A 14,176-nucleotide genomic window follows, 5' to 3' on the forward strand; every position below is an offset into this window, starting at 1 on the left:
TATGATGCGCGTACTGTTTTCGATGCTGTTGCTGGTGGGGTTCGCGGTGAGCGCGGCGGAGCCGACGCAGGTCTTTACCGACGATCTGAACCGCAAGGTGGTGGTGCCGGTGCACCCGAAACGGATTGTCTCCTTACACGATCTGGACATCACCATTCCGCTGATTGAGCTTGGCGTGCCGCCGGTGGCGAGCCATGGCCGCACGCGGCCGGACGGCAGCCATTTTCTGCGCTCCAGCGGCATGTTAACCGGCGTCGACTTCGATAATTCCGATATCAAATTTATCGGCACGGCGGATATTGACATCGAAGCCATCGCCGCCGCCAAACCTGACCTGATCGTTACCGAGCCGACCCGCAACACGCCGGTGGAACAATTAGCGAAAATTGCCCCGACGGTGAGCATCGAGCATCTCGACGGCGGCGCGCCGGAAATCTACCGCAAGCTGGCTCAGCTGACAGGAACGCAGGCGCGGCTCAAGGTTCTGGAGCGGCGATATCAGGAGCAAATCAAGGCGCTGAAGGCGACCATCGACACGCGCAAAATCACCGTATCGGTGATTCAGGCCAATCAGGGGAAAATCAACGCCATGCACAGCTACCACTCGCTGGGCCGCGTTCTGCGCGACGCCGGATTCAAATTCCCGCCGCTGATTGAGTCCATCCCGGAAGGGGGGCGCATCGACGTCAGCGCCGAGCGCCTGCCGGAGCTGGATGCCGATTTCGTCTTTGCTACCTGGCGCGGGGATACGGGCGGTAAACCGCAGGACGAGCTGGCCGCGATGGAGGCGGTGATGCCGGGCTGGTGTCAGTTCCTGACTGCCTGCCGAACCGGGCATTATGTGCTGATCTCGCGTGAAGAGGCGATCTCGAATTCGTTCGCGTCTTTAGGGCTGATGGCCGCGCAGGTGCAGTCGCAGATTGCCGGGCGTCCGCTGCCGGAGGCCTCACGGTGATCCGCAAAGAGAAGGGGCGCATGGATGTCTATGGCGACCGCTTTCGCGCGCGGGCGCATCAGCTGACGCCGCGTCTGCTGCAGGTCGCACGCTATATCCATGACAACCGCGAAGCGGTGATGGAGCAGACCGCCATGGAGATTGCCGCCGTAGTGAAAACCTCGGATGCCACGGTGGTCCGCGCCATACAGGCGCTGGGGTTCGCCGGGCTGCGCGATCTCAAGCAGACGCTGGAGCAGTGGTTTGGCCCGGTGGTCACCTCCAGCGAAAAGATGTCCACCACGGTGAACACGCTCGCCAGCGACGTCAACGCGAGCATTGATTTCGTGCTGGAGGGACATCAGCACACCTGCGAGGTGTTATCCGAGCCCCACAACCGCTACGCGATGGCGCAGGCGGTCTCACTGCTGGCGCAGGCAAGGCAGGTTGCCATATTTGGCATTGGCGCCTCCGGCATTCTGGCCGAGTACACTGCCAGGCTGTTCAGCCGTATGGGGTTACCCGCCACGCCGCTCAACCGTACCGGGATCGGGCTTGCCGAACAGCTGATTGCGCTTCAGCGCGGTGACGTGCTGGTGATGATGGCGCAGAAATCCGCGCACCGGGAAGGGCAAACCACCCTGCGTGAAGCAAAACGTCTGGGCATTCCCACCATCCTGCTGACCAACGCCCTTGATTCGCGTTTCAGTAAGGAGGCCAGCGTGGTGATCCACGTTCCGCGCGGCGGTGAAAAGGGTAAAATCCCGCTCCACGGCACGGTGCTGCTCTGTCTGGAGATGATCATTTTGTCCGTCGCCGCCACCGAACCGCAGCGCACCATCAAGTCAATGAAGCGCATCAACGAACTCCATCGCGGGTTAAAGCCGGGGAAGAAAAGCAGCTAAAAACAACAAAGCCCGGTGGCGCTAGCGCTTACCGGGCCTACGGTTCAGGTTTTGTAGGCCGGGTAAACGCAGTGCCACCCGGCAAATTCCACGAACTTAAACCCCTTGCTCCAGGATGCGGATGTGGGTTTCCAGCACGTCGCCCTTCACCGCGTCGCTCCACGCTTTCATGTGCGCGGTCTGCAGATGCGCTTCAAGATGCGCGACGGTTTCCCACTGCTCAACCATGATGATCGAGTCCGGCGCGGTAGCCTGGAAGCTGGCATCAGTGGCGGCATCCACCATCGGCGCGTAGCCGTGGCAGCCTTCTTCTTTCAGTACGGTCGGGATAATTTTAGCGAACTGATCCAGCACCGCCTGGCGGTGATGTTGACCTGGACGAGTACGGATTTCTGCGATAACGGTAAGCATGTTTACTACTCCTTTAATTCCAGGCTACCAGTTAAGCAAAAATTTTCGCGAGATGCTTGCGATATTCTGCGATATAGCTCGGGACATCAGGCATTTTAATCACGTCGTTGACGATAAAGGTCGGCAGCGGATCCATGCCCAGGAACTGATTAGCCTTGTGGAACGGCAGGTACGCGCCGTCCACGCCCACGCCTTCGAAGAACTGATCTTTCTCGGTGAAGGCTTCCAGCGGGGCGTTCCAGGTCAGTGACAGCATATATTTTTTGCCCTGAATCAGGCCGCCTGAACCGTATTTTTTGGACGCGTCAGAGCGGGTGCGGCCATCGCTGGCATACAGCGAGCCATGACCTTCCGTGAACACGTCGTCCATGTATTTTTTCACGGTCCACGGCGCGCCCATCCACCAGCCTGGCATCTGCCAGATCACCACGTCAGCCCACAGGAAGTTCTGTACTTCGGCCTTCACGTCGTAGTCGCTGTCCGCGCGCACGACCTTAACATCATGCCCGGCGTCGCGCAGGAAACCGTCCGCGACCTCGGTCAGGGTGTCATTCAGCTGGCCTTTAGAGTGCGCAAATTCTTTTGCACCGTTAATAATCAGAATGTTGCTCATTTTTTGTCCTCGACGATGAGAGTATGCCGGGTATTCTACGCGCGAGGACGGAGCGGAAAAATGAGCAAAATGTGCAAAGTCTTTTGCTGGAGATGCAATAATCCGCTACCAGCTGACCTTCACCTCAAAGCCGCCTTCCGCCGCATTGCTCAGCGAGACGTGCATCCCGTGCAGCGCGGCAATGCGCCTGACGATAGAAAGCCCCAGCCCGCTGCCCGTGGCGTTCTGGCCCGGTGGACGATAAAAACGCTCGCCGATGCGCGCCAGCACCTCGGGGTCAACGCCGGGACCGTTGTCGCGCACGCTAAAGCTACGCGCGTCCAGCGTCACGTCCACCACGCTGCCGCGTGGGCTGTAGCGGATGGCGTTGTCCAACAGGTTGCGCACCAGCAGGCTGAGCAGCAGGGGCTGCCCCTGACGTTTGACCTGCGGGGCATGGTTGATGAGGCGAATATCAATCCCTGCCTGCTGCGCCGGATGCCAGATATCCAGCACCGCCGACTGCAGTAAATCGGCAAGCGTGATCGGTTCGACATCGTCAAGGTTATCCAGCGAGTCCAGACGCGACAGGGTGAGGAGCTGATCCACCAGCCGCGAAGCGCGGTCGATTCCCGCATGCAGCTGTGCCAGCGCTTTTTCCCGCGCCTGCGGATCGTCCTGCGAGAGCTGCGCCACGTCAGTTTGCACCTTCAGGGCCGCCAGCGGGCTGCGCAGCTCGTGGGCGGCATCGGACGTAAAGCGGCGCTCGCGGGTCATCATCTCCTGGGTACGTGCGAAGAGGTGATTCAGCGCGTCGAGCAGGGGGCGCACTTCCGTGGGCACACCCTGAAGCACAAGCGCATCGGTCGCATCCGGCGAGCGGGAGCGCAGGGTCTGCGCCAGCTTTTTGAGCGGCCTCAGCTCCCGGCTCAGGAGGAGAACCAGCAAAAGCAGCATCACCGGCAGCGCCACCAGCCAGGGCGTGAGCTGCGAGCTGACCACGTCCAGCGCCATATCCTGGCGGTACTCCCACTCCTGACCGACCACCACGCGGTATTTCCCGTCGGGTGAGGTCAGCCACAGGAAACGCCATTCGTCGTTGTCGTCCTGGAGCTGTCCGTTAGCAAACCCGTCGCGGCGATAGTGGTACGGAATATCGCGCCCGTTCTCGCCGTCGTTCAGGAGCATTTTGCCCTCGACGCTGTAAATGGCGAAAGCCAGCGCGTCGTCATCGAGACGGCCATGCTTCACTTTTTTCGGGATCTCGCGCATCCGCTCGGGGGCGCGGATCTCGTCCAGCTCCATCGTCAGCAGCCGTTTGGCAAACAGCATCTGCTGCGTGTCAAAGAGCTTATCCAGCTTGTGGGTGGTCTGCTGCCAGGCCACCAGGCTGGCGGCAAACCATGCCGTCAGGGAGAGCGCTAAAAAGAGGAGCGTCAGGCGCAGCTTCAGGCTCAGGCGTTGCGTCAGCTTCATGCGTCACCCAGGGTATAGCCGATGCCGTGCACGGTGCGGATAAACTCGCTGCCAAGCTTGCGGCGCAGATGATGAACGTGGACTTCTACCGCGTTGCTGGAGACGTCGTCGTCCCAGGTATACAGTTTTTCCTCAATCGTCTTGCGAGGGAGCACGCGGCCTGCATTGCGCATCAGCAGTTCCAGCAGCGCGAACTCTTTCGGCTTCAGCGTCAGCGGTTCACCGTCCTGCGTGGCGACGAGACGGGTCGGATCGAGCGTGACCTTGCCGTGGCGTAGCTCGCTATGCGTCTGGCCGTGGCTGCGGCGGACCAGCGCCTCGAGGCGGGCACCCACTTCAATCAGCGCGAACGGCTTGCAGAGATAATCATCCGCGCCAAGACGCAGCCCTTCCACGCGCTGGTTAAGCGCATCCCGCGCGGTCAGGATCAATACCGGCTCGCTGCGCCCGCTTTCGCGCCACGCGCGCAGGATGTCCAGACCGTCGATTTCCGGCAGCGTCAGATCCAGCACCACGGCATCATAGGGCGCAGACGCGAGCGCGGCCTGACCGGTTTTACCGTCGGTAAACCAGTCCACGCTAAAGCCCATTTTGCTTAAACCCGCCCTGATACCGTCGCCGATTAACGTGTCGTCTTCTACCAGTAAAATGCGCATATTCCCTCCTTGATGCCGTCAGTAAACCCTCTGTAAGCGCCTGCTGTACAGCAATAATAAATAAATTTTTCCCTTAAGAAGTTGTTAAGGATTACCCTGTTTAATGGACTGCGAAACCAGATTAAAGGGAGAGTTAATATGAAAAAATTCGCTGCCATTGCCGCCATCATGATGATGGCCACTGCCCCCGTTTTTGCCGCGCAGGGCGGATTTAACGGTCCGTCGGCCACGCAAACCCAGACCCAGACGCAGGCAGGCGGTTTTGTCGATAACGAAGCCAACCTCACCACCGCGGTGAAGGTAAAAGAGATGAAGGACGACAGCTGGGTGAAGCTGCGCGGGAACATCACCCAGCGCCTGTCCGATGACCGCTACACCTTCCGCGATGAGACCGGCACGGTGAACGTGGAAATTGACCACAAGCGCTGGAACGGCGTGACCGTCACCCCGCAGGATAAAGTGGAAATCCAGGGCAAGGTCGATAAAGAGTGGAACGATTTTGAAATCGACGTGAAGCAGGTCATTAAGCTGAACAAATAACCCGAAAAGGGCCGCATAAGCGGCCCTTTTTCTTTGTGACTCAACTCGTCAGATAGGGTAGTATCTGCGGCAATATTGCCTGAAACCCTTCGGTTTCTGAGTTGAGGAATCACACGTAATGAGCGATATGGCAGAGCGCCTCGCGCTACATGAATTCACGGAAAACGCCTACCTGAACTACTCCATGTACGTCATCATGGACAGGGCGTTGCCGTTTATCGGGGATGGCCTGAAGCCCGTTCAGCGCCGCATCGTGTATGCGATGTCCGAACTGGGGCTGAACGCCACCGCCAAGTTCAAGAAATCCGCCCGTACCGTCGGTGACGTGCTGGGTAAATACCATCCGCACGGCGACAGCGCCTGTTATGAAGCGATGGTGCTGATGGCGCAGCCGTTCTCTTACCGTTACCCGCTGGTGGATGGTCAGGGGAACTGGGGGGCACCGGACGACCCGAAATCCTTCGCGGCAATGCGTTATACCGAGTCCCGCCTCTCTAAATATGCCGAAGTGCTGCTGGGCGAGCTGGGTCAGGGGACCGTTGACTGGGTACCGAACTTCGACGGTACGCTGCAGGAGCCGAAGATGCTGCCCGCGCGTCTGCCGAACATCCTGCTGAACGGCACCACCGGGATTGCGGTCGGTATGGCGACGGACATTCCGCCGCACAACCTGCGTGAAGTGGCGAAAGCCGCCATCACCCTGATTGAGCAGCCGAAAACCTCGCTCGACGATCTGCTGGATATCGTGCAGGGCCCGGACTTCCCGACCGAAGCTGAGATCATCACTTCTCGTGCGGAAATCCGCAAAATCTACCAGAACGGTCGCGGCTCCGTGCGCATGCGCGCGGTGTGGAATAAAGAAGACGGCGCCGTGGTGATCACCGCGCTGCCGCATCAGGTATCCGGTGCCAAAGTGCTGGAGCAGATCGCCTCCCAGATGCGCAATAAAAAGCTGCCGATGGTGGACGACCTGCGTGACGAATCTGACCACGAGAACCCGACCCGTCTGGTGATCGTGCCGCGTTCTAACCGCGTGGACATGGAGCAGGTGATGAACCACCTGTTCGCCACCACCGATCTGGAAAAAAGCTACCGCATTAACCTGAACATGATCGGCCTCGACGGACGCCCGGCGGTGAAAAACCTGCTGGAGATCCTCACCGAATGGCTGACGTTCCGCCGCGATACGGTACGCCGTCGTCTGAACCATCGTCTCGAGAAAGTGCTTAAGCGCCTGCATATCCTCGAAGGTTTGCTGGTGGCGTTCCTCAATATCGACGAGGTGATTGAGATCATCCGTACCGAGGACGAGCCGAAGCCCGCCCTGATGTCGCGCTTTGGCATCAGCGAAACCCAGGCCGAAGCGATCCTCGAGCTGAAGCTGCGCCATCTCGCCAAACTGGAAGAGATGAAGATCCGCGGCGAGCAGAACGAGCTGGAAAAAGAGCGCGATCAGCTGCAGGCGATCCTCGCGTCCGAACGCAAGATGAACACCCTGCTAAAGAAAGAGCTGCAGGCTGATGCCGACGCGTTTGGTGACGACCGTCGTTCTCCGCTGCACGAGCGCGAAGAAGCGAAGGCGATGAACGAGCACGACATGCAGCCGTCCGAGCCGGTGACCATTGTCCTGTCGCAGAGCGGCTGGGTGCGCAGCGCCAAAGGCCACGATATCGACGCGCCGGGGCTCAGCTACAAAGCGGGCGACAGCTTCAAAGCGGCGGTGAAAGGCAAGAGCAACCAGCCGGTGGCGTTTATCGACTCCACCGGTCGCAGCTATGCCATTGACCCGATCACGCTGCCTTCCGCGCGCGGGCAGGGTGAACCGCTGACCGGCAAGCTGACGCTGCCGCCGGGCGCGACGGTTGACCATATGCTGATGGAAGCCGATGACCAGAAGCTGCTGCTGGCGTCTGACGCGGGCTACGGTTTTATCTGTACCTTCAACGATCTGGTTTCCCGCAACCGTGCCGGTAAGGCGCTGATTAGCCTGCCGGACAACGCTCACGTAATGGCACCGCTGGTGATCGAGAACGAAAGCGACATGCTGCTGGCGATCACCACCGCCGGGCGTATGCTGATGTTCCCGGTCAGCGATCTGCCGGAGCTGTCAAAAGGCAAGGGCAACAAGATCATCAACATCCCGTCGGCGGAGGCCGCGAAAGGCGAAGATGGCCTGGCGCACCTCTTCCTGCTGCCGCCGCAGAGCACGCTGACCATTCACGTCGGCAAGCGCAAAATCAAGCTTCGTCCGGAAGAGCTGCAGAAGGTGGTGGGCGAGCGCGGTCGCCGCGGCTCGCTGATGCGCGGCCTGCAGCGTATCGACCGCGTGGAGATTGACTCTCCTGCACGCAGCGCGGCGGGTGACAGCGAAGAGTAATGTCGTGATATCCCCCTCTGTCCGGAGGGGGAATTTCAATAAAATTTCCCGTAAAATCGTTGTTAATTCGTGCGTTGCGATTAACAATACGCGCTCGTAATAAAGTCCTTACCTGGCCACAGGTGAAGTATAATTGTCAGCTGTTGGGGCTTCAGAGGTCGCTATGCTATATATTGTTCGTCTTATTCTTACCGTTATCTACTGCATTCTGGTCTGTATTTTCGGCTCTATTTATTGCCTGTTCAGCCCGCGTAATCCGAAGCATGTCGCCACTTTTGGCCATATGTTCGGTCGTCTTGCGCCGCTGTTTGGTCTGAAAGTGGAAAAACGCCTGCCGGAAGGAGCGGAGAATTTCGGTAACGCCATCTATATCGCCAACCATCAGAACAACTACGATATGGTGACGGCCTCCAATATCGTGCTTCCACCGACCGTGACGGTGGGCAAAAAAAGCCTGCTGTGGATCCCGTTTTTTGGTCAGCTGTACTGGCTTACCGGTAACCTGCTGATTGACCGTAATAACCGTGCAAAAGCGCACGGCACCATTGCAGAAGTGGTGAATCATTTTAAAAAGCGCAGGATCTCAATCTGGATGTTCCCGGAAGGGACGCGCAGCCGCGGCCGCGGCCTGCTGCCGTTTAAAACCGGTGCGTTTCATGCCGCAATTGCGGCAGGTGTTCCAATTATTCCTGTGTGCGTTTCCAATACTTCGAATAAGATTAATCTTAACCGCCTGAATAACGGGCTGGTGATTGTCGAAATGCTGCCACCCGTCGATACCAGCAAATACGGTAAAGATCAGGTGCGCGAGCTGGCAGCGCACTGCCGTGATCTGATGGCTGAGCATATTGCGCTGCTCGACAAAGAAGTCGCAGAGAGAGAAGCCGCCGGTAAGATCTAACCCGGCGTTGAAGGGAAAACGAATTCCCGCGTTGTTAGTCGTTTCAGATGGAGCTTATATGTCACTCAGTCGGCGTCAGTTTATTCAGGCTTCGGGGATCGCCCTTTGTGCGGGTGCGATGCCGCTGACAGCCAGCGCCGCCGGGCAGCAACAGCCGCTGCCTATTCCGCCACTCATTGAATCCCGTCGCGGCCAGCCGCTTTTCCTGACGCTGCAGCGCAGCCACTGGTCCTTTACCCAGGGGACGCGTGCGCCGGTCTGGGGCATTAACGGACGTTACCTTGGGCCGACCATACGCGTGTGGAATGGCGATGACGTAAAGCTCATCTACAGTAACCGTACCCCTGAAAATGTCGCCATGACCATCAGCGGCCTGCAGGTGCCTGGCCCGCTGATTGGCGGCGCGGCGCGCATGATGTCACCCAGCGCCGACTGGGCGCCCGTTCTGCCGATTCGCCAGAGCGCGGCAACCCTGTGGTATCACGCCAACACCCCTAACCGCACGGCGCAGCAGGTCTATAACGGCCTGGCCGGCATGTGGCTGGTGGAAGATGAAGTCAGCAAATCCCTGCCGATCCCGAACCACTACGGCGTGGATGACTTCCCGATTATCATCCAGGACAAACGTCTGGATAATTTCGGTACGCCGGAATACAGCGAACCGGGGAGCGGTGGCTTCGTTGGCGATACGCTGCTGGTTAACGGCGCGCAGAGCCCGTATGTCGAAGTGTCCCGTGGCTGGGTGCGCCTGCGCCTGCTCAACGCGTCTAACTCGCGCCGCTATCAGCTGCAAATGAGCGATGGCCGTCCGCTGCACGTCATCTCCGGCGATCAGGGTTTTTTACCGGCACCGGTGTCCGTCAAACAGCTGGCGCTCGCGCCGGGTGAGCGTCGCGAAATTCTCATTGATATGACCAACGGGGATGAAGTCTCTGTGACCTGCGGCGAAGCGGCAAGCATTGTTGACCGTATTCGCGGGTTCTTTGAACCGTCGAGCATTCTTGTCTCGACCCTGGTGCTGACCCTGCGTCCAACCGGCCTGCTGCCGCTGGTGACCGATAGCCTGCCCATGCGCCTGCTGCCGCAGGAGATCATGAGCGGCTCGCCGGTGCGCAGCCGTGATATCAGCCTGGGCGACGATCCGGGCATCAACGGTGCGCTGTGGGACGTCAACCGTATCGACATCACCGCGCAGCAGGGCACCTGGGAGCGCTGGACGGTGCGTTCAGATATGCCGCAGTCGTTCCATATTGAAGGGGTAAGCTTCCTGATCCGCAACGTTAACGGCGCGATGCCGTTCCCGGAAGATCGCGGCTGGAAAGATACCGTCTGGGTGGACGGTCAGGTTGAACTGCTCGTCTACTACGGCCAGCCTTCGTGGCCGCACTTCCCGTTCCTGTTCCACAGCCAGACGCTGGAGATGATGGACAGGGGCTCGGTAGGGCAAATGCTGATCAACCCCGCGCCATAATCTCTGACATTCCCGGTCCGCCGGGAATGGTTTATGCCCGCCAGAAAAAGCGCGAGAACAGAATCAGCACCGGGTAAATTTCCAGACGCCCTAAGATCATCGCCGAGCACATCAACAGCTTAGCCCCTTCTGTTAACGTGCCGAACGTCGACGCCGTCTCGCCAAATCCCAGCCCCATGTTGTTGATACAGGCGGCGACCGTCGCGAATGACGTAAACAGATCGTAGCCCATCAGATTAAGCGCCCAGACAAAAAAGCCCGTGATCATCACGTAGAGAAAGAAGAAGCTCCAGACCGAGCGCAGGACGCGTTCATTCACCACGCTTTTGCCCACCTTAATGCTCAGCAGCGCGCGCGGATGCGCCAGCTGGTTCATCTCCTGAATACTCTGCTTGAACATAATCAAAAAACGCAGGGCTTTGATCCCGCCGCAGGTCGAGCCTACGCAGCCGCCAAAAAAGCTGGCGCTCAACAACAGGAAGATGGTGTGCGTGGGCCATTGGGCGTAGTCGGCGGTCGACAGGCCGTTATCGGTCATCATCGAACTGGCAAGGAAGAAGGCGTGCACCAGGCTATCCGTGGGGCTGTACATGCCTGCATGCCAGACCTGCCAGGCGGTGATGAGGATAATCGCCGCAGCGGCGCTCAGGAAGAATTTAACCTCCGGGCTGCGACGAATCGGCTTCAGGGTGCGTCGGACAATGGCGACGTACCAGAGGGTGAAGTTAAACGCGGAGAGCAGCGAAAACGCCCCGGCAACCAGCTCGATTGCGTGGCTGTCATAAAAACCAATGCTCTCGCTGCGGGTGGAGAAGCCGCCCAGTGACACGGTCGAAAGCCCGTGACAGACGGCGTCAAAAAAGGACATTCCCGCCAGCCAGTAGGCCAGAGTGCAGGCCACGCCCAGCGCGAAGTAGGTCACCCACAGCGTGCGCGCGGTATCGGCAAGGCGGGGCGTCAGACGCTCCTCCTTGAACGGCCCCGGCATCTCTGACTGATAAAGCTTCATGCCGCCAATGCCCAGCAGCGGCAGGACCGCGACGGCCAGCACGATGACGCCTAACCCGCCAATGAAATTCAGCTGAGCGCGGTAATACAGGTACGACTTAGGCAGGGCGCTGACGTCCCCGATCACCGTCGCTCCGGTAGTGGTGATCCCGGAAACCCCCTCAAAGAGCGCGTCAGCAAAGGAGAGCTGAAGCCCGTCATCCATCCAGAGCGGCATGGCGCTAATCAACGAAAACAGCAGCCAGAACAGCACGATAATCACGAAACCGTCGCGGGTGCGCAGCTGGATGCCGGCGTGGCGGGTTGCCCGCCAGGTTAAGCCTCCGAGACTAAAAAAGGTTAAAAAAGTGGTCAGGAAGGCAAAGTAGGTCCGCTCTTTGTTCAGCAGGGCGATAACCATCGGCGGAAGCATGGAAAGGCTGTACAGCAGCACAAGGAAACCGCAGAGGTGCAGGACAACCCGCAGCTGGGAGACATGTAACGAATCGTTGGGCTTCACAACTGAGCTCCGCACAAACACGCATTCCGGGGCAAATCACCGGAAAATAGAGTGAATATTATGATCCAAAATTATCAGGGCGGCGTATTTTAACGACTTCCGTGAATATCTGCCTGCTTCCTGCATCCTTTTCTTCAAATCTGGCAGATGAACAGCGTATAATCCCGCTCCTTTTGTTTATTTTTTCTTCGGAAGCATTATGAGCGCAATTTCCCTGATCCAGCCGGATCGTGACCTCTTCTCCTGGCCCCAGTACTGGGCGGCCTGCTTTGGACCGGCGCCGTTCCTGCCGATGTCCCGGGAAGAGATGGACCAACTGGGCTGGGACAGCTGCGATATCATTCTGGTCACGGGCGATGCCTACGTTGACCACCCGAGCTTCGGCATGGCCATCTGTGGCCGTATGCTTGAGGCGCAGGGCTTCCGCGTGGGGATCATCTCCCAGCCTGACTGGAACAGCAAAGACGACTTTATGCGTCTGGGTAAACCGAACCTGTTCTTCGGCGTGACCGCGGGCAACATGGACTCGATGATCAACCGTTATACCGCCGACCGTAAGCTGCGCCATGACGACGCCTACACGCCGGATAACGTGGCGGGCAAACGTCCGGACCGCGCAACCCTCGTCTATACCCAGCGCTGCAAAGAAGCCTGGAAAGACGTGCCGGTGATCCTGGGCGGCATCGAGGCGAGCCTGCGCCGTACCGCACACTACGACTACTGGTCAGATACCGTGCGCCGCTCGGTGCTGGTGGATTCCAAGGCCGACATGCTGATTTACGGAAACGGCGAGCGTCCGCTGGTGGAAGTGGCGCACCGCCTGTCGCAGGGCGAGCCGGTGAGCAGCATCCGCGACGTGCGCAATACCGCCATTATGGTGAAAGAGGCGCTGCCGGGCTGGCGCGGGGTAGATTCCCGCATCATCGATATGCCGGGCAAAATCGACCCGATCCCACATCCGTACGGCGACGATCTGCCGTGTGCCGATAACAAACCGGTAGAGCCAAAGAAGGCGGAAGCGAAGGCGATCGTCGTGCAGCCGCCGCGCCCGAAGCCGTGGGAAAAGACCTACGTACTGCTACCGTCCTACGAGAAGGTGAAAGCCGACAAGGTGCTCTACGCGCACGCGTCCCGTATTCTGCACCATGAAACCAACCCGGGCTGCGCCCGCGCGCTGATGCAGAAGCACGGCGAGCGCTTTATCTGGATCAACCCGCCGGCGATCCCGCTCTCCACCGAAGAGATGGACAGCGTCTTTGCGCTGCCGTACAAGCGCGTGCCGCACCCGGCGTACGGCAACGCCCGCATCCCGGCGTATGAGATGATCCGCTTCTCGATCAACATCATGCGCGGCTGCTTCGGTGGCTGTTCCTTCTGCTCCATTACCGAGCACGAAGGGCGCATTATTCAGAGCCGCTCTGAAGATTCGATCATCAATGAGATCGAAGCCATTCGCGACTCCGTGCCGGGCTTTACCGGCGTGATTTCCGATCTTGGCGGCCCAACCGCCAACATGTATATGCTGCGCTGCAAATCACCGCGCGCGGAACAAACCTGTCGTCGCCTCTCCTGCGTCTATCCGAGCATTTGTGAGCACATGGACACCAACCACGAGCCGACGATCAACCTCTACCGCCGCGCGCGCGATCTGAAGGGCATCAAGAAGATCCTCATCGCGTCCGGGGTGCGTTATGACATCGCCGTGGAAGATCCGCGCTACATCAAAGAGCTGGCGACGCACCACGTGGGTGGCTATCTGAAGATTGCGCCGGAGCACACCGAAGAAGGCCCGCTGTCGAAGATGATGAAGCCGGGCATGGGCAGCTACGATCGCTTTAAGCAGCTGTTCGACACCTACTCGAAGCAGGCGGGCAAAGAGCAGTATCTGATCCCGTACTTCATCTCCGCCCACCCGGGCACGCGTGATGAGGACATGGTGAACCTGGCGCTGTGGCTGAAGCAGCGCCGCTTCCGCCTGGATCAGGTGCAGAACTTCTATCCGTCACCGCTCGCCAACTCGACGACCATGTACTACACCGGCAAGAACCCGCTGAGTAAGATTGGCTATAAGAGTGAAGACGTGGTGGTGCCGAAAGGGGATAAACAGCGTCGTCTGCACAAAGCGCTGCTGCGCTACCACGATCCGGCCAACTGGCCGCTGATCCGCCAGGCGCTGGAAGAGATGGGCAAAAAGCATCTGATCGGCTCGCGCCGCGACTGTCTGGTACCGGCCCCGACGCTGGAGGAGATGCGCGAAGCGCGTCGCCAGAACCGCAATACGCGCCCGGCGCTGACGAAGCACACGCCGATTGTGCATCAGCGTTCGAACGGTGGAGCGGGAACGAAGAAGACCGTAAAACGTAAGATCGGTTAAACCTGTAACAAAGCCCGGTGGCGCTAGCGCTT

12 protein-coding genes are annotated in these 14,176 nt (G+C 59.1%); 7 read left to right on the forward strand and 5 right to left on the reverse strand.

The genetic code is table 11. The annotated features are described in order from the left end of the window. Positions 1-4: 4 nt before the first annotated feature. Entirely contained in the window at positions 5-955 is a 951-nt protein-coding gene (locus ACVCAM_RS13210) for an iron-siderophore ABC transporter substrate-binding protein (protein WP_407223814.1), read from the forward strand. Then, a complete protein-coding gene (locus tag ACVCAM_RS13215; protein WP_025912499.1) occupies positions 952-1,839 on the forward strand; it encodes a MurR/RpiR family transcriptional regulator in 888 nt (295 codons plus the stop codon). Before ACVCAM_RS13210 ends, ACVCAM_RS13215 begins: the two co-directional genes overlap by 4 nt. A 96-nt stretch (positions 1,840-1,935) precedes the next feature. Here the strand turns inward: ACVCAM_RS13215 and ACVCAM_RS13220 are convergent, their stop codons facing one another. From ACVCAM_RS13220 to qseB, 4 genes are all read right to left on the reverse strand, one after another. Further along, positions 1,936-2,250, reverse strand: a complete 315-nt coding sequence (locus ACVCAM_RS13220; protein WP_008502984.1) for a putative quinol monooxygenase — start codon at positions 2,248-2,250, stop codon at positions 1,936-1,938. A 31-nt stretch (positions 2,251-2,281) separates the two neighbouring features. Further along, positions 2,282-2,863 carry an NAD(P)H-dependent oxidoreductase gene (locus ACVCAM_RS13225; RefSeq protein WP_025912498.1) on the reverse strand — a complete coding sequence of 194 codons (582 nt, stop codon included), beginning with the start codon at positions 2,861-2,863 and terminating at the stop codon, positions 2,282-2,284. Positions 2,864-2,968: 105 nt separating this feature from the next. After that, positions 2,969-4,318, reverse strand: coding sequence for a quorum sensing histidine kinase QseC (gene qseC / locus ACVCAM_RS13230; protein ID WP_025912497.1), 1,350 nt, complete (start codon positions 4,316-4,318; stop codon positions 2,969-2,971). Further along, a complete protein-coding gene (gene qseB, locus ACVCAM_RS13235) occupies positions 4,315-4,974 on the reverse strand; it encodes a quorum sensing response regulator transcription factor QseB (RefSeq protein WP_025912496.1) in 660 nt (219 codons plus the stop codon). Before qseB ends, qseC begins: the two co-directional genes overlap by 4 nt. Positions 4,975-5,112: 138 nt before the next feature. Here qseB and ACVCAM_RS13240 point away from each other — a divergent pair, with 138 nt between their 5' ends. From ACVCAM_RS13240 to ftsP, 4 genes are all read left to right on the forward strand, one after another. Continuing rightward, complete coding sequence (locus ACVCAM_RS13240) at positions 5,113-5,514, forward strand: YgiW/YdeI family stress tolerance OB fold protein (RefSeq protein ID WP_025912495.1); 402 nt, start codon at positions 5,113-5,115, stop codon at positions 5,512-5,514. A gap of 118 nt (positions 5,515-5,632) precedes the next feature. Continuing rightward, positions 5,633-7,891 (forward strand): DNA topoisomerase IV subunit A, encoded by a 2,259-nt coding sequence (parC, locus tag ACVCAM_RS13245; protein ID WP_008502989.1) that lies wholly within the window; start codon positions 5,633-5,635, stop codon positions 7,889-7,891. Positions 7,892-8,054: 163 nt separating this feature from the next. After that, entirely contained in the window at positions 8,055-8,792 is a 738-nt protein-coding gene (plsC, locus tag ACVCAM_RS13250; protein WP_008502990.1) for a 1-acylglycerol-3-phosphate O-acyltransferase, read from the forward strand. A gap of 58 nt (positions 8,793-8,850) precedes the next feature. After that, a complete protein-coding gene (ftsP, locus tag ACVCAM_RS13255; RefSeq protein ID WP_008502991.1) occupies positions 8,851-10,263 on the forward strand; it encodes a cell division protein FtsP in 1,413 nt (470 codons plus the stop codon). Positions 10,264-10,294: 31 nt separating this feature from the next. Here ftsP and ACVCAM_RS13260 read toward each other — a convergent pair whose 3' ends face one another. Then, a complete protein-coding gene (locus ACVCAM_RS13260; RefSeq protein WP_407223648.1) occupies positions 10,295-11,770 on the reverse strand; it encodes a TrkH family potassium uptake protein in 1,476 nt (491 codons plus the stop codon). Between the two features lie 199 nt (positions 11,771-11,969). Here ACVCAM_RS13260 and ACVCAM_RS13265 point away from each other — a divergent pair, with 199 nt between their 5' ends. After that, complete coding sequence (locus ACVCAM_RS13265) at positions 11,970-14,144, forward strand: YgiQ family radical SAM protein (protein WP_023344923.1); 2,175 nt, start codon at positions 11,970-11,972, stop codon at positions 14,142-14,144. The last annotated feature ends 32 nt before the right edge of the window (positions 14,145-14,176 follow it).

The sequence above is a fragment of the Enterobacter sp. CFEC122 genome (genome assembly GCF_052983755.1).